Origin of the sequence: Pseudomonas sp. DWP3-1-2 (genome assembly GCF_049896285.1) — a bacterium.
Taxonomy (GTDB): Bacteria; Pseudomonadota; Gammaproteobacteria; order Pseudomonadales; family Pseudomonadaceae; genus Aquipseudomonas.
The window spans coordinates 400,115-416,364 of the sequence record NZ_JAFCTZ010000002.1 but is presented as its reverse complement, the minus strand read 5'-3'; the positions used below and the strand labels follow the sequence as shown (position 1 = coordinate 416,364).

Here is a 16,250-nt window from a genome sequence, read left to right as displayed (position 1 = left end):
TTAGCCAAGTTCGCCGCGCCGCCTACGGTAAGAGGCGTTGAAATTACTCCTTCCACCCACCCCCGAGCACTTTATACAGAGTGATCCGATTGGACTGCTCCGTCAGTTGGAGGGTGATCAGATCCTGCTGGGCGCTGTACAGCGAGCGCTGAGAATCCAGCGCTTCGAGAAAGCTTTGCGAACCGGCACGGTACAGCGCGTCGGCCAGCTGATAGCTGACGGCACTGGCATCGGTCAGGTCCTGCTGTGCTTTAAGGCGTTCGGCCAACGTACTGCGTACCGCCAAGGCGTCGGCCACTTCCCGGAATGCCGTCTGCAAGGTCTGCTGGTAAGTCTGCACCTGGATCTCGTTTTCGGCCTTGGCTTGATCCAGCGTCGCGCGGTTACTGCCGGCGTTGAAGATTGGCACGCTGATCGATGGGGCAAAGGTCCATGCACCACTGCCCGCCTTGAACAAACTCGACAGGTCTGAGCTGGCGGAACCGGCACTGGCCGTCAGGCTGATGCTCGGAAAAAACGCCGCCCGCGCCACACCGATGTCCATATTGGCGGCTTTAAGGGTGTGCTCCGCCGACAGAACGTCCGGCCGGTTTTCCAGAACGCTGGACGGCAGGGCCGCTGGAATCTGTACCAGCACGGCGACGTTCTGAAGCGAGTCGTCCGGCAGCAAATTCGCCGGGACCTCAGCGCCTACCAACAACCGCAACGCGTTTATATCCTGAAGAATCTGACTGCGATACTGCGCCGAGTCTCCTTGGGCCGAGTTCACCGTGGTTTGCGCCTGGGCCAACGACAGCCCTGACGAACCGCCCAAATCGTGGCTGCGCTTGGTCAAGTCGTAAGTTTCCTGCTGACTGCGCAGGGTTTCATCGGCCAGTTTCAAGCGTTGATTATCCGCCGCCAGGGTCAACCAGGCGGTGGCCACTTCAGCAACCAGGCTGATCTGAGTGCTGCGTCGGGTTTCGGTCAAGGACAGGTAGTCTTCCAGGGCTTCGCCTTTCAGGTTTTTCGCCTTACTGAAAAAATCCAGCTCATAGCTGCTCAGGCCGATATCGGCGCTGTATTGGTGGCTGGTGGTGCTCTGGCCAGTGGTGGACAAGCTGCCTGGCGTACGCGTGCTGGTGCCGCTGCCTTCGGCGGTGATCGACGGGAACTCTGCGGCACGCTGGATCCGGTACTGGGCCCGGGCCTTGTCGATATTCAGAATGGCAATGCGCATATCACGATTGTTGGTCAGCGCCAGCGCCTGCAATTGCTTGAGCCGGTCGTCGAGGAAGAAACTCTTCCAGCCAACAGCAGCGTCGGCCTCCCCGGCAACCGGGGTGCCCGAATGCCAATCCTCAGCGACCGGCGCGTCAGGGCGCTGGTAGTCGGGGGCCAGGTTGATGCAGCCACTCAAACCGATGATCGGCGCCAGCAGCAACCCCATCAAAAAACTACGACGAAGGCTCATGCTTCACCTGCCTTGGCATCTGTCTGGCTGGCATTCGATTGGCCAACCCCTTTGCTGAACCGGCCCCGAACCAAGACGAAGAACAAGGGTACGAAAAATATGCCCAGCACGGTTGCCGACAGCATGCCGCCGAGCACGCCGGTGCCAATGGCCTGACGTCCGCCGGAGCCGGCTCCCGTACTCAGGGCCAGTGGCAGCACGCCACACATGAAGGCCAGCGACGTCATTAGAATCGGGCGCAGGCGCAGGCGCACCGCATGGAGCGTCGCCTCGCGCAGGTCCTGGCCCTGTTCTTGAAGGTGCTTGGCAAACTCGACAATCAGGATGGCGTTCTTTGCCGCCAATCCGACGGTGGTCAACAACCCCACCTGGAAATACACATCGTTGGACAGACCCACAAGGTGCGTCGCCAATACAGCACCCACCACACCCAGCGGCACCACCAGCATCACCGAGAACGGCACAGACCAGCTTTCATACAACGCCGCCAGGCACAGGAAAACGAACAGAATCGACACGCAGTACAGCAAGGGTGCCTGAGAGCCCGACAGCCGTTCCTGATAGGACTGCCCCGTCCATTCGTAACCGATGCCTTCCGGCAGTTGCTTCATGATGGCTTCCACCGCATCCATGGCATCACCCGAACTCACGCCCGGCGCGGGGTCGCCCACCAGTTCCAGCGAAGCACTGCCGTTGTAGCGTTCCAGCAGCGGCGAGCCGAAGCTCCAGGAATAGGTGGCAAAGGATGAGAACGGCACCATTTCGTCCTTGCTGTTGCGCACGAACCAGTGATCAAGGTCCTCGGCCTGCATGCGTGCAGCGGCGTCGCCCTGGATGTACACCTTCTTCACCCGCCCTTCATTCAGGAAGTCGTTGACGTAATTACCGCCCAGCGCCGCCGACAGCGTGTCATTGATGTCGCTGGTGGTCAGGCTCAAGGCGCCCGCCTTGCGGTCGTTGATGGCAATGTGCAACAGCGGCGCATCGTCCAGACCGGTGCTGCGCACGCCTTGCAATGCCGGTTGTTGCCTGGCCAACTCGATGAACTGCGCCCGCGCCTTGACGAGGGCATCGTGGCCCAGGCCGCCCAGATCCTTGAGCTGCACATCAAACCCGGAGCTTTGGCCCAGACCGCGAATCGCTGGCGGCTGTGCGACAAACACATTGGCGTCGGAAATGATCTGCGACAGATCAGCGGTGGCCCGCGCGGCGATTTTTGCCGAACCCTGGTCAGCGCCTGTGCGCTCGCTCCAGTCCTTGAGTTTGATGAACGCCCGCCCGGTGTTCTGGCTGTTACCGCCCACGCCAAGCCCGGTGATGCTGATCAGCGCTTCGACTTCCGGCTGCTTGAGCAGATAGTCCTCGAACTGCCTCATCACGGCCTGGGTTCGACTGTCGGTAGCGCCCACGGGCAATTGCAGTTGCGCCATGAGAATGCCTTGGTCTTCATCAGGCAGGAACGACGTCGGCAGGCGCATATACACCACCCCCATGACCACAATGATCAGCCCGTAAACCAGCATGCTGCGGCCGCCACGGTTGAGAACGCTGCCCACCAGGCCTTGATAGCGCTGGGAACCTCGGTCAAAGGTGCGGTTGAACCAGCCAAAGAAACCACGTTTGGACATCGCGTCATGGCCATCGCTTGGGCGCAGAATCGTCGCGCACAGCGCTGGGGTTAACGTCATCGCCACCAATACCGAAAGCAGCATCGCAGCGACGATCGTTACCGAGAACTGCCGGTAGATAATCCCCGTGGAGCCCGAGAAAAACGCCATGGGGATAAATACCGCTGACAAAACCATAGCGATGCCCACCAGCGCGCCGGTGATTTCCTTCATGGACTTGCGGGTGGCTTCCAGGGGCGACAGGCCTTCTTCGGCCATGACGCGCTCAACGTTTTCCACCACCACGATGGCGTCATCCACCAGCAAGCCGATGGCAAGCACCATCGCGAACATCGTCAAGGTGTTGATGGAGTAACCGAACACCGCCAGCACGCCGAAAGTGCCGAGCAGGACCACCGGCACCGTGACCGCCGGAATCAGCGTGGCGCGAAAATTCTGCAGGAACAGGAACATGATCAGCACCACCAGCACGATGGCCTCGCCCAGAGACTTGACCACCTCTTCGATGGAGATACTGACGAAGGGCGTGGTGTCGTAAGCGATGACGTTTTCCAGCTGCATGTCCTTGGGATAGAACGCGGACAGTTCGGCGAGTTTGGCCTTGACTGCCTTGCCCACGTCCAGCGCATTGGCATTGGACGCCAACTGCACACCCATGGCCGCCGCTGGCCGTCCATTGAGCGCCGTGCCGATGCTGTAATCCTCACTGCCCAGTTCGATGCTTGCCACGTCGCTCAACAGCACCACCGCACCGTTGCTGGAGGACTTGACCACCACGTCGCGAAACTGCGCGACCGTTTGCAACTTGCTGCGGGCACTGATCGTGGCATTCAACTGCTGCCCCGCGCGGGCGGGAAGCGAACCCAGTTGGCCCACCGAGACTTCGGTGTTCTGGGCTTCAAGCGCGGCGCTGATGTCCGACGGCATCAGCGCGTATTTCTCCAGCTTGGCCGGGTCCATCCAGATACGCATGGCGAAGCCCGAACCCAGGGTCTGCACTTGACCCACGCCGTTGACCCGACTGATCTGGTCCAGCAGCGTGCTGGAAATGTAATCACCGATTTGTGTCGCGGTGGTCGCCGGGTTGTTGGAGGCAATTGCAGCGATCATCAGGAAGTCCGAGTTGCCCTTGGTGACCGTCAAACCTTCGTTCTGCACCGCCTGGGGCAACCGCGATTCGATTTGCTGCAGCTTGTTCTGCACCTGCATCTGCGAGACATCGGGGTCAGTACCCGCATTGAACGACAGGCTGATGCTGGCGCTGCCGTCTGAACTGCTCGACGCCGACATATAGGTCAGGTTGTCGATGCCGGTCAGTTGTTGCTCGATAACCTGAGTCACCGAGTCTTCCACCGTCTTGGCCGACGCACCGGTGTAGGTGGCCGAGATCCGCACCGTAGGCGGCGCGATGTCCGGGTATTGCTCCAGCGCCAGACGGCTGATGGAAAGGCTGCCCGCGAGCATGATGACAATGGCCAGCACCCACGCAAAAATCGGTCGACCAATGAAAAAACCAGCCATGGATCAGCCCTCCTTCACGGCAGTGCTGTTAGCCACAGTGTCAGTCTTGGGCGTTGTATCGACTTCAACGCCCTGCGCCGCATCCCCCGCGTGCACCTTCTGTCCGCCTTCGACAATCACCTGATCACCGGCCTTCAGGCCGGACGTAATCCACCACTGGTTGTCGATGGCACGTCCGATGGTCAGTGCCCGCTGCTCGACTTTGCCATTGACCAGCACCAGGGCCGACGCGGTGCCGCCCTCGCTGCGGGTCACGGATTTCTGCGGCACCAGAATGGCCTGCTCATCACGCCCCTGTTCGAGTACGGCGCGCACGTACATACCGGGCAACAGCAAGCCGTCCGGGTTGGCGATCACCCCGCGCAACGTCACGGTGCCCGTACTTTCATTGACGCTCACGCCGCTGAATTTCAGGCGGCCCTTCTGGTCGTAGGTGCTGCCGTCTTCCAGCAACAGCGACATTTGCGCCTCCCCTGCGCTGTTGCTTTGCAGGGTGCCGCTGGCCAGGTCACGCTTGAGACGCAGCAGATCCGTAGTGGACTGAGTGACGTCGACATAGATCGGGTCCAGTTGCTGAACCGTGGTCAACGCCGTGTCCTGGTTGGCTGTCACCAATGCACCCGGCGTCACCGTAGAGGTTTCAATCCGGCCACTGATGGGCGCAGTGATTCGCGTGTAAGCCAGGTTGATGCGGGCTGTTTCAATCCCCGCCTGGGCGACTTTCACGTCTGCCTGGGCGGTGAGCAAATTAGCCTGGGCGTCTTCGTTGTCCTGCTGGCTGATGGCGTCGATCTTCGCCAGACCGGCATTGCGTTTGGCGGTCAACTGCGAAGACGTCAAGGTCGCCTGGTTTTTCGCCAGGGTGGCCTGGGCCTCAGCCAGTGACGCCTGATAAGTCGACGGATCAAGCTGATAAAGCGCCTGCCCGGCCTTCACTTGGGCACCTTCGACAAACAGCCGCTTCTGCACGATTCCGCCCACTTGCGGGCGAATGTCCGCGACCATGAACGCCTGGGTACGCCCGGTCAATTCAGTTTCAAAGGCTTGCGCCCGGGGCGTGATAGTCATGACAGTGACTTGCGGCACTTTGGCAGCCGGCGGCTCGGACGTCTGAGGGGAGCAACCTCCCAAAGCGCCGAGCGCCAGCACACAAAGGAGAAAAGTGGCCGTCACCAGAAATTCGGCAAAGCGTTTGATGGACATTGAAGCCTCGGCGTTACAGGAATACATGGCCCAATGCTACGGAGCAAATGTGCAGACAAATTGAAGATTGCCCTCAAGCCTTGTATCTGCCGCCTTGTGGCGCGTAAATAGTCAGGCACCTCACCGAGCGCTCTAATGAAAACAAGTATTTCCACCAAGTTGTTTCTGGCGATCATGGCCAGCGTGACCTTCGTGATCCTGAGCATGAGCGTCGCCACCAGTTGGAGTTTCGGCCGTGGTTTTCTGGGCTACCTGAACGAGCAGGCGATGCAGCGCCTGGAACCGATTCTGCCGCGTCTGGAAAGAGTCTGGCAGCGCGACGGGAGCTGGAATTCGCTGCGCGAAACACCCGAGAACTGGTTCGACTTGCTGCGCCCGGTAAAAGGTGAGGATCTGGCCGTGAACGGTGAATGGCGCACGCCACCCATTTCCGATCTGACCGGCGCAGTGTTTCGCGTTGCCCTGTTCGACAAGGACAAGACGCTTGTGATGGGCTATCCCGGCGCTGCGGATCAGGCGTTGTTGCGAGAGATCAATGTCGGCGGTCAAACCGTCGGTTGGCTGGCGGTCATTCCGTTCCAGAGCGTTTCCGAAGCGGGCGGCCAGCGTTTTGGGAATTATCAGTTGAAGGCCAGTCTCGCCATGGGCGTCGTGTCGCTGCTATTGGCCATGCTCATCGCCTGGTGGATCGCCCGCACCCTGCTCGCCCCGGTCAAACAAGTCGCCGCTGCCACCCACCGGTTGGCGGCGGGGCACTACGCCGAGCGAGTGGTGGTATCGGCCAACGACGAGGTCGGTCAACTGGCCCGTGATTTCAACCAGCTGGCCCTCACCCTCGAGAGCAACGAGCGCCTGCGTCGCGAGTTCATGGCCGATGTATCCCACGAACTGCGCACCCCGCTCGCGGTCATGCGCGGCGAGCTTGAAGCCATTGAAGACGGCGTCCGCCAACTGAATGCCGGCTCGATGCAGTCACTGCAGGGCGAGGTCAGCATGCTCAGCAAACTGGTGGATGACTTGTATGAATTGTCCATGGCCGACGTGGGCGCCCTGACCTATCGCAAACACCGACTGGACCTCGTCCCGTTGTTGAGCGACAGCGTTGCGATGTTTTTCGAGCGCAGCAGAGCCTGTCGGATCGACGTACAACTGAAGTTCCCCGACGGCCCGCTGTTGGTGCAAGGGGATGATCAGCGTTTGCGCCAGTTGATGAATAACGTGCTGGAAAACGCCATGCGCTACACCGACCAAGGCGGTACGTTGCGCATCGAAGCGACGCGTGAAGGCCAATCGGTACGGGTCGATATGCTGGACTCCGCGCCGGGTGTCAGCGACGAACAACTGCCACGGCTGTTCGAGCGCTTCTATCGCGCCGAGAGTTCGCGCAGTCGCAGCAGTGGGGGCGCAGGTCTGGGGCTGGCGATCTGCCGCAGTATCGCCGTAGCCCACGGCGGAACCTTGCAGGCGGCGCATTCACCCATGGGCGGCGTCTGGTTGACGCTGCTCCTGCCACTGGACGCTTGAGCCATGACGTCCATTCTGATTGTGGAAGACCAACCCAAACTCGCCTCGCTGCTGCAGGATTACCTGCTGGCCGCCGGGTACGAGCCCCGCTGCCTGAGCAACGGCCTGGACGTCGTGCCCGCTGTGCGTGCCGCCGAGCCCGCACTGATTCTGCTGGACATCATGCTGCCCGGCCGTGACGGCCTGGACGTGTGTCGTGACCTGCGCGGTTTCTGCAGCGTGCCGATCGTCCTGATTACCGCCCGCGTCGAAGAAACCGATCGCCTGATCGGCCTCGATCTGGGGGCCGATGACTATATCTGCAAGCCGTTCAGCCCTCGGGAAGTGGTGGCGCGGGTGAAGGCAATCCTGCGTCGCGGGCGACTGATCGAACAGGCCCACCCCGAGCGACTGGTGGTGGACCCTGATCACTTCCGCGCCACGCTGGACGGCACAGACCTGGGGCTGACCCCGGTGGAAATGCGCTTGCTGTTCACGCTGGCCAAGGCGCCGGGCCGAGTGTTCTCCAGGGATCAACTGCTGGACAGGCTATATTTCGATCATCGCGTGGTGACGGATCGAACCGTCGACAGCCACATCAAAAACCTGCGGCGCAAACTGGAGCTGATCAGCCCCGGCGAGGAAATCGTGCAGTCGGTTTATGGGATGGGGTACACGCTGAAGCTATGAATCCTGTCGCCCGGCACATCAAACCAGAACAGACCCGGTCCCGTCGGCGCAACGCTTGCCCGCGAATCGACACCATGGCTGACAGCGGTAGCGTCAAACCTGATGCCTTCGCGGACAGGCCCCGTCTCAAGGATGACCTGCGAGGGGGTGAAAGTTTACAGACGCTGAATGGTCAACGCACCCGCCGGCCCTGCAACGCCTGGCTGGCCTGGCAAACCTTCGCGTCCGGCCTTGCCGCCGTCAGCGCGATAGACGATGCAACCCTTGGACGCTCCGCCCTTGCCTGCACGCCCGCCCTGACCCGCTGCACCACCAGCCCCACCCTCGACATTGACGTTGATACGTTCGGCGGCGAACGCTGCCGGGACTTCCAGGCGCACCTGGCCGCCAGCAGCGCCGTCGTGACCATTGCCGCCGTCGTCGCCATTGAAGCCACGCCCCGCCTGACCCCAGGTACAACCCGGCGCTTCGCCGTTGGCGCCATCAAGGCCGACATATCCGGGAGCCCCGGTTCCGCCGCGGGCATCCACCGACAGCTCGGCAGCGTCCAGCGACTCTATGCGCAAGGTCAGATTGCGCCCCGGCAACGGTGCTTTTTCGTAGGTGCCGGGCGAACCACGCGCCGTGATCTGGCTGCCTTCAGCTAACTGACCACGGTGCACCACGAGGCTGAACGGCTGAGTACCAGGCACGATAGCAATGCGTGCTTCATGGCCAAGCACCAGTTGATCAACCTTCACTTCGGTCAGGCCAGCCGGAATAAGCAAAGTGCCGTAATCCGCGACTTCCAGACGTTCCAGTTGCAGAACGCTGGTGGCATTGGGCAAACGCATCAGCGAATGGGATTCGACGGTGATGGCCTGCGCCATCGCCAAGGGACTGCACAGCGCGGCCAGCAGGAAAAGACTACGCATGAGCGGCCTCCGAGGACGATTCAGGTATGGATTGCAGATGAAAAATACCGAAAAGCAGGATCTGCAAACGATCACGCCAAGGATGCTTGCGCCCGCGCAGGCTGCCATTGAAGAGCAACAGTTCAGCGAGGTGCGTCAATATCAACAAGCTGCCGGCCAGTTTGATCAGCATTCCGAACGGCGTCGGCAGCACAAATACCAGACTCAGCAGTACCACTAGCCAGAACCCTGACGTCAGCAGTTTCCCCAATCCCCAAAACACCTTCATTACTCGCCCCTGGTCATGTTTTTTTTTGCGAACGCTTATTATTGTGTGCGTTTTGCGCGCGCACAGTAGACGGCTTGCTTGGCGAATATGCCAGCGGGGCGATGAAAATTCTTCAATGAGCGACACTGAACTGCCGAACGGCGCAGGAAATACTGGCTCGGCAACCACGCCGAGCCAGCATCGGGAGGGGAAAAATCAGCGGTTGATTTTGATTTCCACACGACGGTTGAGCGAACGGCCTGCTGCTTTAGCGTTGTCAGCCACGGGACGCGCTTCGCCATCACCCTCAACGGACACAAACGCACTGCGCGGTACGCCAGAGCTGACCAGATAATCCGTCACCGCCATGGCGCGTTTCTCGGACAGTTTCTGGTTGTAGGCATCACGGCCAACGCTGTCGGTATGACCGCTGACGTGCAATTGCGCACTCGGCGCTTCGCGTTTCAGGCGAGTGGCGATCAGGTCGAGTTTCGACTTGTCGGCGGCGGTCAGGCGTGCCGAATCGAATTCGAACAGCACGTCGTTGATGACAATGACTTCCTCCTTGACGATAACCACTTCTTCAACGACAACCGGTGGCGGCGCAGGCGGTGTCAGCGGGCAGCCCGTGGCGTCAACCTGTACACCCTTTGGCGTATCAGGGCATTTGTCGATGCTGTTTTTCACCCCATCGCCATCATCGTCGCCGTCCCCGTGTACCCAGCAATAGGCACCGGCCATCACGCCAACTGCGCCACCCAGGCTGGCGGCAACGGCGGCTGTCTGGAATGCCCCTGCGGCGGCACCCGCCAAAGCCCCGCCAGCAGCGCAAAGCGGCCAATCGGTTTTCTGTAAACCGGCACAACCGGTCAATACGCTGGTTACAAGAATTAGAGGTAACGCCGTCCGGATTATTCTCATTGACTTCTTCTCCCAAGGGTTCGGCCCAATGCGCCGCTTGTGGAGTAAAGACAGCGCTGGGCGAATGCGCCAGTTTGGGCCCGTATTTATTGGGTAGTGGGTTGGGTGTGTGTGTGTATATCCGGCCCCGCTTCGGCACGATTCACAACGACCTCGAGGGACCGGCTTCAGCCGGGAAGAGGCCAGGGCGTTCGCTGCATCCGCATCGCCTGAAATACCCCTTCCCGGCTAAAGCCGGTCCCACAGTGTCAGGAACATTGTGCGAACGCCTACAGAACCCAGCCACGAGTTGCCCGACAAGACTGTCCAACTTCTGGGGGCACGATTTACAACTCGACAGCGCGGCGTCTGGAGGACGAGGGATCGTTCACAGGACTAGGCCCGTCACCCAGACCACGCTAGTCTTGCAGACCCCTACGAGGATTTTCGATGAGCGAAGGCTTTTCCACCCACACGCCGCAGCAAGCCCTGGCCGCCCTGCTTGATCAACAAGCCCCGCAACGCTTGCTGATGATCGGTGCTCAGGAGTTCCCGGCGCTCCAGGCATTCAAACAAGCACATCCTGAAACCGAGGTGTTCTGCGCGATGCCAGGCCCATTGCCGTCGGAGCTGGCTGCGCAGCGTTTCGACCTCGCGCTGGTCGTCGATTGCCTGGAACACATGCCCAAACGCGCCGGGCTGGAGCTGCTGGGCGGCATCCGTAATCTGAATGCCAGCCGCATCGCCGTGCTGGCGGATTTACCGGCATGCGGCTGGCAGGACACCGATTTCTATTCCCTGGCCCTGCAATTGAACGATCGCTTCACCCGGGACGAGCAGGTCCTCACGCTGTTCACCTACGATCTGCGCGAATACAAACAAGTACCGGACTGGCTCAACTCACGTTTCTGGGCCAATCCGGAGAATTTCGGGAAATATTGGTGGTGACCCATGAGTAGCGCTATCTGCCCATGCGGCAGCGGCGATCTGTTGATCGCCTGCTGCGGCCCTTTTCACGCTGGCCAGCCGACGCCCTGCGCGGAAAAACTCATGCGCTCACGCTACAGCGCCTATGTGCTGGGCCTGATCGATTACCTTCTGGACACTACGTTGCCTGCGCAAAGGACCGGGCTGGATCGTGAGTCGATCAGCCAATGGAGTTTGCAAAGCACCTGGCTGGGGCTGGAGGTCGAGAGCACTGAGGTGTTCGGCGGCAAGCCGGAGCATGCCTTCGTGACGTTCACCGCGCGCTGGCACGACGGAGCGGGTGAACATAGCCATCGCGAGCGCTCATCCTTCGTACAGAACAAGGGCCGCTGGTACTTCATCGACCCCACGGTCCCGCTCAAGGCCGGACGCAACGATGCCTGCCCGTGCGGCAGCGAACTGAAATTCAAGAAGTGCTGCGCCAGTTACATCAGTTCAGGGGCTTGAGGCTCAGGCGCGAGGTATCCGGCGCCGGCCCGGCCGGGGGATTTTCCATCTGCCCCATGTCGCTGCCCGTCGGGGCCAGGCTCATCCGGGACAGATCCAGCCGGGGCCCGACCACCTCGGGCTTGGCGTCCTGAAGATCGCTGCCGGTCTCCAACAAGGCAAAATCCGGCGCATCGACATCGACGAAAGCCGCCATGTACACATCCCGCGGCGCGACCTGCAGGCGGCCTTTGCGCCTGGGTGACGTGCGCCGCCAGGCCGGTTCGTCCGGTGGCGGAGCCAGCTCAACCTCTTCGATTTGCTGTTCCATGCCCACGACGTCGACCAGTGCCCCGGCGCGTTCCAGGGTCGAGCGATACTTCTCGGCCGCTTGCGCGTCGAGATTATTCTTGAGCACCAGACGCCGCCCGGAAAACAGCAGCGCCAGCCGCTGGGCGTCAGCGTGAAACAACTTCCCCAGATTGGCCTGCACCCGCTCACGCTGCGCGCCCGGTATCAATTTGCCATTAAATACGATTTCATAAAGATTCATGGGTCACACCCTGTAGCTCGTGGCATGAGTATGCGTAGCCTCACCCCATGGAACAAGCGCGCCGCCCTGCTAAACTCAGGCCTCAAATGGAGCACGACCATGTTTTCTCAGGCGCACATGATAAAAACCATAAGCCTGGCGCTGCTGCTCTCGGTGCTGGCGGGATGTTCAAGCCTGATGGTCAGTGACTATCAGGAACCCGCCGTGCGCCTGCTCAGGGTTGAGGTGGTCAAGGCCAGGCTGATGCAGCAGGACTTCAAGCTGCATTTTCGCGTCGACAACCCCAACGGCGGCAGCCTGCTGGTGCGTAGCCTGCGTTACAAGATCATGCTCGGCGAGGTCATGCTGGCGGACGGTGAGTCCACCGACTGGTTCGTGGTTGATGGCCAGGGCCACAAGAACTTTGTGGTGCCGATCAGGACCAATCTCTGGCAGCACATGAAATACATCGCCAAACAGCTGAAAAATTCTGACCAGCCGCTTCAGTACCGCCTCGAAGGCAAGCTCAAGACCGGCTTTTTGTTCCGGCATAACGTGCGAATCGGCCGTGATGGGGAGATAATCCCCGGCGATTTTATTCCGGAGTAACCCCGATGACCCAGCAAGAACACGTGCACGGCCCTGATTGCAACCACGATCATGACCATGACCACCCTCACGACCACCAGCACGGTCACGTCCATGGCCCCAACTGCGGCCATGCTCATCAGGAGCCGGTGCGCAATGCCTTGAAAGACGTTGGCCGCAACGACCCCTGCCCCTGCGGCAGCGAGAAAAAGTTCAAGAAATGCCACGGCGCCTAACGCGTCCCGCATTGCCAACGGCCTGCCTTGCAGGCCGTTTTCATTTGTGCGACCCGCTGAAGTCAGCGTAAAACAGGTGGTCTTATCTGCTGATCTCACAAGGAGCTGTTAATGATCGACCTGCATTACTGGACCACACCCAACGGCCACAAAATCTCCCTGTTCCTTGAGGAAGCCGGCCTGCCGTACAAGATTTTCCCGGTAAACATTGGCCAGAATGACCAATTCAAGCCTGAGTTCCTGAAAATTGCGCCCAACAACCGCATCCCGGCCATTGTCGATCACGAACCTGCCGATGGCGGCGCCCCCTTGAGCCTGTTCGAATCCGGCGCAATCCTGCTGTATCTGGCGGAGAAGACCGGCAAGTTCATCCCGCAAGACCTGCGTGGTCGCCAGGAAACCCTGCAATGGCTGTTCTGGCAAATGGGCGGGTTGGGGCCAATGGCAGGTCAGAACCATCATTTCAATCGCTTCGCCAAGGAAAAAATTCCTTACGCCATCAAACGCTACGTTGACGAGACGGCTCGCCTGTACGGTGTATTGAACAAGCAACTGGACGGCCGAAACTTCGTGGTGGGCAACGCGTACAGCATCGCGGACATGGCGATCTACCCGTGGATCGTGCCGCACACCTATCAGGAGCAAAACCTGGACGATTTCCCGCACCTCAAGCGCTGGTTCGAAACCATCGCCCATCGCGAAGGCACCCAACGGGCGTACGCACTGGTTGATCAGGTGAATCCGCCGAAGACTTGATCCGTGAGCGCGTCCAACTTTTGGGGTCAGTTCAACCTTGGGACCGGCTTTATCCGGGAAGAGGTAGGAACATCTCTGTCTCCCTCGCCTGACACCGCACACCGAAAAACCTTGAAATAACTCCACCACCCGCTTGCGCGCCGCGCGCCTGCTCTCTAACGTAGCGCCTTTTATACGCCACCCCCGCAGGAGCTTCGCCCATGGCCTCGCCAGCCCTATCCAAATTTCTACCCCGGTTCGGCGCTGCCGCCGCTGCGGCGGGTTTTCTGAGTCTCGCGGGCTGTCAGATCGGCGGGGGCGACACCGATACGCTGATGCCCACTTCAGGCACCGTGGCGATCAAAGGCCTGGCACAAAACGTTTCGGTGCGCCGCACGCCTCAAGGCATGCCGCTGATAGAAAGCAGCACCTTCCACGACGCCCTGTTCACCCTGGGTTATGTGCACGCCAACGACCGCATCACCCAGATGGTCGGCATGCGCCTGCTCGCTCAGGGTCGGCTGTCAGAAATGGTCGGGCCCAGTGCCCTGAACGTTGACCGCCTGATGCGTGCCGCCAACCTGAAGAAAAACGCCGGCGAGCTGTACAACGCAGCGTCTCCCCGCCTCAAGCGTTTCTTCGAAGTCTATGCCCGCGGGGTCAACGCCTACCTGTTCCGCTATCGCGACAAGCTCCCCGCAGACCTGGCGTCCAGCGGCTACCGCCCGGATTACTGGAAAGCTGAAGATTCGGCGCTGATTTTCAGCCTGCTGAACTTCAGCCAGTCGGTGAATGTGCAGGAAGAATTGTCCTCGCTGGTGCTGGCCCAGAAAGTCGGCGCCGACAAACTGGCCTGGCTGATTCCGACCTATCCGGACGAAGAACTGCCCTTCGCCGAGGCGGAAAAACTCAAGGGTTTGAACCTGGGTAGCCAGGTTTCAGGGCTCGACGATCTGAACAAGGTCGCCCTGCAACTCTCGGACTTGAACATGCTGGGCGTCGCGGCCTCCAGCAACTGGGCCATTGCCCCGCAGCGCAGCCGTAGTGGCCGCAGCCTGCTGGCCAGTGACACACAGCTGCCCGCCGCGTTGTCTTCTGCCTGGAGCCCGGTGCAGATCCGCGCGCCGAAATATCAGGCGGCCGGTGCAACCATCGCTGGTCTGCCGTTGATGCTGTCGGGTTTCAACGGCAAGCTGTCGTGGTCCATGGCCTCGGTGATGGGCGACAACCAGGATCTGTTTCTTGAAAAGCTCAAGCGCGAAAACAGCCGCCTGATGTACATGGCTGACGGCAAATGGCTGCCTGCAACCGCCCACGAAGAAACCTTCTTCATCAAAGGCGGCAGCCCGATCCGCGAAACTGTTTTCGAGACACGCCACGGTCCGCTGCTCAACAGCAACCTGGGCGGCAAGGCACTGAGCAACGGTTTGGGCCTGGCACTGCAAACCCCGGATTACAAAGACGACAAGAGCCTGGACGCTTTCTTTGACTTGTCCCGTGCCCCGAAAGTGGAACAAGCCTTCGATGCAAGCCGGGAAATCCGTGCTATCGCACTGAACATGGTGTTCGCCGATGCCTCGAACATCGGCTGGCAAGTCACCGGTCGCTTCCCGAATCGCCGTGACGGCCTGGGCCTGCTGCCTTCTCCGGGCTGGGACAGCCGCTATGACTGGGACGGTTTCGCGGACTCAATGCTGCACCCCTACGATCAGGACCCCACCCAAGGCTGGGTCGGGACCGCCAATCAGCGCACGTTCCCCAAGGGTTACGGCATGCAGCTGTCCAACTCGTGGAAGACACCGGAACGCGCCGAGCGCATCGCCGAGCTGGTCAGAGGCGCCAAACAGGACAGCCGCAGTGTCGTTGCCATGCAGTACGACCAGACCACCCCATTCGCCGCCAAGCTCAAGAACATGCTTGAAGCACCCGGCATGATCAAACCGCTCAAGCAAGCCATTGATGCCCTGCCCGAAGCCGAGCGAGGCAAAGCGCGAGAGGCGTACACGCGCCTGATGGCGTTCGACGGCAAGCTGGCGGCTACCTCTGCCGATGCGGCGCTGTATGAGCTGTTTTTGCAGGAAAGCGCCAAACAGATCTTTCTCGACGAACTGGGTCCGGAAGGCAGCCCGGCCTGGGTCGCGCTGGTGCAGAACGCAAGCCTGTCCTACTCGCCGCAGGCGGATCACCTGCTGGGCCGCGAAGACAGCCCGTTCTGGGACGATGTGAAGACCCCGCAGAAAGAAGACAAACCCACGATTCTGGCCCGTAGCCTCGCCGCTGCCATCACCGCGGGCGACAGCCAGTTGGGCAGCGATCACAAAGCCTGGCAGTGGGGCAAGTTGCATCGCTACGTCTGGCAGAGCAACCCGTTACTGGGCAATAACCTTAATCATGGGGCGAGCCCGGCTGGCGGCGACAGCAGTACCTTGAACATGGCGGGCTATTTGTGGGGCACGAACTTCGACAGCCCTGTAGTACCCGGCATGCGCATGATCGTGGACTTCAGTCAGACCGAACCCATGATGGCCCAGATCAATACCGGTCAATCCGGCAACCCGGCCAGCCCCCATTACGCAGACAGCATCGACCCTTCGCTCAAGGGCCTGTATCAGACGATTCCGGTGCAGTCGCAGAATCTTGAGAAGGCCTATGGCAAGCAGCGGCTGACCTTGATACCTGGCAAATAG

The 16,250-nt window shown here is 60.5% G+C and carries 15 protein-coding genes; 8 read left to right on the top strand and 7 right to left on the bottom strand.

Annotated features, from left to right (window positions below; genetic code table 11):
• Positions 1–43 precede the first annotated feature (43 nt).
• From ACP7B0_RS07750 to ACP7B0_RS07740, 3 genes are read right to left on the bottom strand one after another with little or no spacing between them, the layout of a single operon-like run.
• Positions 44–1,453 carry an efflux transporter outer membrane subunit gene (locus tag ACP7B0_RS07750; RefSeq protein WP_426140552.1) on the bottom strand — a complete coding sequence of 470 codons (1,410 nt, stop codon included), beginning with the start codon at positions 1,451–1,453 and terminating at the stop codon, positions 44–46.
• Positions 1,450–4,602: an efflux RND transporter permease subunit gene (locus ACP7B0_RS07745; RefSeq protein WP_426140551.1), complete on the bottom strand. Its 3,153-nt coding sequence runs from the start codon at positions 4,600–4,602 to the stop codon at positions 1,450–1,452. Before ACP7B0_RS07745 ends, ACP7B0_RS07750 begins: the two co-directional genes overlap by 4 nt.
• A 3-nt stretch (positions 4,603–4,605) precedes the next feature.
• Positions 4,606–5,805: an efflux RND transporter periplasmic adaptor subunit gene (locus ACP7B0_RS07740; protein ID WP_426140550.1), complete on the bottom strand. Its 1,200-nt coding sequence runs from the start codon at positions 5,803–5,805 to the stop codon at positions 4,606–4,608.
• A 135-nt stretch (positions 5,806–5,940) separates the two neighbouring features.
• Here ACP7B0_RS07740 and ACP7B0_RS07735 point away from each other — a divergent pair, with 135 nt between their 5' ends.
• Both ACP7B0_RS07735 and ACP7B0_RS07730 read left to right on the top strand, forming a co-directional pair.
• On the top strand, positions 5,941–7,329 hold the full coding sequence (locus ACP7B0_RS07735; RefSeq protein ID WP_426140549.1) for an ATP-binding protein: 1,389 nt from the start codon (positions 5,941–5,943) through the stop codon (positions 7,327–7,329).
• A gap of 3 nt (positions 7,330–7,332) precedes the next feature.
• A complete protein-coding gene (locus ACP7B0_RS07730) occupies positions 7,333–7,998 on the top strand; it encodes a response regulator (protein ID WP_426140548.1) in 666 nt (221 codons plus the stop codon).
• A 155-nt stretch (positions 7,999–8,153) separates the two neighbouring features.
• Here ACP7B0_RS07730 and ACP7B0_RS07725 read toward each other — a convergent pair whose 3' ends face one another.
• From ACP7B0_RS07725 to ACP7B0_RS07715, 3 genes are all read right to left on the bottom strand, one after another.
• Positions 8,154–8,912 (bottom strand): collagen-like protein, encoded by a 759-nt coding sequence (locus ACP7B0_RS07725; protein WP_426140547.1) that lies wholly within the window; start codon positions 8,910–8,912, stop codon positions 8,154–8,156.
• Positions 8,905–9,180 carry a DUF1145 domain-containing protein gene (locus ACP7B0_RS07720; protein WP_426140545.1) on the bottom strand — a complete coding sequence of 92 codons (276 nt, stop codon included), beginning with the start codon at positions 9,178–9,180 and terminating at the stop codon, positions 8,905–8,907. The genes ACP7B0_RS07725 and ACP7B0_RS07720 overlap by 8 nt, the downstream gene beginning before the upstream one ends.
• A 195-nt stretch (positions 9,181–9,375) precedes the next feature.
• Positions 9,376–10,080, bottom strand: a complete 705-nt coding sequence (locus ACP7B0_RS07715) for an OmpA family protein (RefSeq protein ID WP_426140543.1) — start codon at positions 10,078–10,080, stop codon at positions 9,376–9,378.
• Between the two features lie 429 nt (positions 10,081–10,509).
• Here ACP7B0_RS07715 and ACP7B0_RS07710 point away from each other — a divergent pair, with 429 nt between their 5' ends.
• A complete protein-coding gene (locus tag ACP7B0_RS07710) occupies positions 10,510–11,007 on the top strand; it encodes a DUF6231 family protein (RefSeq protein WP_426140541.1) in 498 nt (165 codons plus the stop codon).
• A 3-nt stretch (positions 11,008–11,010) separates the two neighbouring features.
• On the top strand, positions 11,011–11,493 hold the full coding sequence (locus ACP7B0_RS07705) for a YchJ family protein (protein ID WP_426140539.1): 483 nt from the start codon (positions 11,011–11,013) through the stop codon (positions 11,491–11,493).
• On the opposite strand, the gene ACP7B0_RS07700 is transcribed toward ACP7B0_RS07705, so the two are convergent.
• Entirely contained in the window at positions 11,477–12,025 is a 549-nt protein-coding gene (locus tag ACP7B0_RS07700) for a hypothetical protein (protein WP_426140538.1), read from the bottom strand. The two genes, ACP7B0_RS07705 and ACP7B0_RS07700, sit on opposite strands and share 17 nt — an antisense overlap.
• Positions 12,026–12,124: 99 nt before the next feature.
• Here ACP7B0_RS07700 and ACP7B0_RS07695 point away from each other — a divergent pair, with 99 nt between their 5' ends.
• The 4 genes from ACP7B0_RS07695 (at position 12,125) to ACP7B0_RS07680 (ending at position 16,250) form a co-directional block, all read left to right on the top strand.
• Positions 12,125–12,613 carry an LEA type 2 family protein gene (locus ACP7B0_RS07695; RefSeq protein ID WP_426140536.1) on the top strand — a complete coding sequence of 163 codons (489 nt, stop codon included), beginning with the start codon at positions 12,125–12,127 and terminating at the stop codon, positions 12,611–12,613.
• 5 nt (positions 12,614–12,618) lie between these two features.
• Positions 12,619–12,828, top strand: a complete 210-nt coding sequence (locus tag ACP7B0_RS07690) for an SEC-C metal-binding domain-containing protein (protein WP_426140535.1) — start codon at positions 12,619–12,621, stop codon at positions 12,826–12,828.
• A gap of 111 nt (positions 12,829–12,939) precedes the next feature.
• On the top strand, positions 12,940–13,584 hold the full coding sequence (locus ACP7B0_RS07685; protein WP_426140534.1) for a glutathione binding-like protein: 645 nt from the start codon (positions 12,940–12,942) through the stop codon (positions 13,582–13,584).
• Positions 13,585–13,784: 200 nt separating this feature from the next.
• Positions 13,785–16,250 carry a penicillin acylase family protein gene (locus tag ACP7B0_RS07680; protein WP_426140533.1) on the top strand — a complete coding sequence of 822 codons (2,466 nt, stop codon included), beginning with the start codon at positions 13,785–13,787 and terminating at the stop codon, positions 16,248–16,250.

Excerpts from the sequence above, each read along its gene's own strand:
- ACP7B0_RS07750 (WP_426140552.1), bottom strand. The coding sequence starts at position 1,453 with ATGAGCCTTCGTCGTAGTTTTTTGATGGGGTTGCTGCTGGCGCCGATC.
- ACP7B0_RS07745 (WP_426140551.1), bottom strand. The coding sequence starts at position 4,602 with ATGGCTGGTTTTTTCATTGGTCGACCGATTTTTGCGTGGGTGCTGGCC.
- ACP7B0_RS07740 (WP_426140550.1), bottom strand. The coding sequence starts at position 5,805 with ATGTCCATCAAACGCTTTGCCGAATTTCTGGTGACGGCCACTTTTCTC.
- ACP7B0_RS07735 (WP_426140549.1), top strand. The coding sequence starts at position 5,941 with ATGAAAACAAGTATTTCCACCAAGTTGTTTCTGGCGATCATGGCCAGC.
- ACP7B0_RS07730 (WP_426140548.1), top strand. The coding sequence starts at position 7,333 with ATGACGTCCATTCTGATTGTGGAAGACCAACCCAAACTCGCCTCGCTG.
- ACP7B0_RS07725 (WP_426140547.1), bottom strand. The coding sequence starts at position 8,912 with ATGCGTAGTCTTTTCCTGCTGGCCGCGCTGTGCAGTCCCTTGGCGATG.
- ACP7B0_RS07720 (WP_426140545.1), bottom strand. The coding sequence starts at position 9,180 with ATGAAGGTGTTTTGGGGATTGGGGAAACTGCTGACGTCAGGGTTCTGG.
- ACP7B0_RS07715 (WP_426140543.1), bottom strand. The coding sequence starts at position 10,080 with ATGAGAATAATCCGGACGGCGTTACCTCTAATTCTTGTAACCAGCGTA.
- ACP7B0_RS07710 (WP_426140541.1), top strand. The coding sequence starts at position 10,510 with ATGAGCGAAGGCTTTTCCACCCACACGCCGCAGCAAGCCCTGGCCGCC.
- ACP7B0_RS07705 (WP_426140539.1), top strand. The coding sequence starts at position 11,011 with ATGAGTAGCGCTATCTGCCCATGCGGCAGCGGCGATCTGTTGATCGCC.
- ACP7B0_RS07700 (WP_426140538.1), bottom strand. The coding sequence starts at position 12,025 with ATGAATCTTTATGAAATCGTATTTAATGGCAAATTGATACCGGGCGCG.
- ACP7B0_RS07695 (WP_426140536.1), top strand. The coding sequence starts at position 12,125 with ATGTTTTCTCAGGCGCACATGATAAAAACCATAAGCCTGGCGCTGCTG.
- ACP7B0_RS07690 (WP_426140535.1), top strand. The coding sequence starts at position 12,619 with ATGACCCAGCAAGAACACGTGCACGGCCCTGATTGCAACCACGATCAT.
- ACP7B0_RS07685 (WP_426140534.1), top strand. The coding sequence starts at position 12,940 with ATGATCGACCTGCATTACTGGACCACACCCAACGGCCACAAAATCTCC.
- ACP7B0_RS07680 (WP_426140533.1), top strand. The coding sequence starts at position 13,785 with ATGGCCTCGCCAGCCCTATCCAAATTTCTACCCCGGTTCGGCGCTGCC.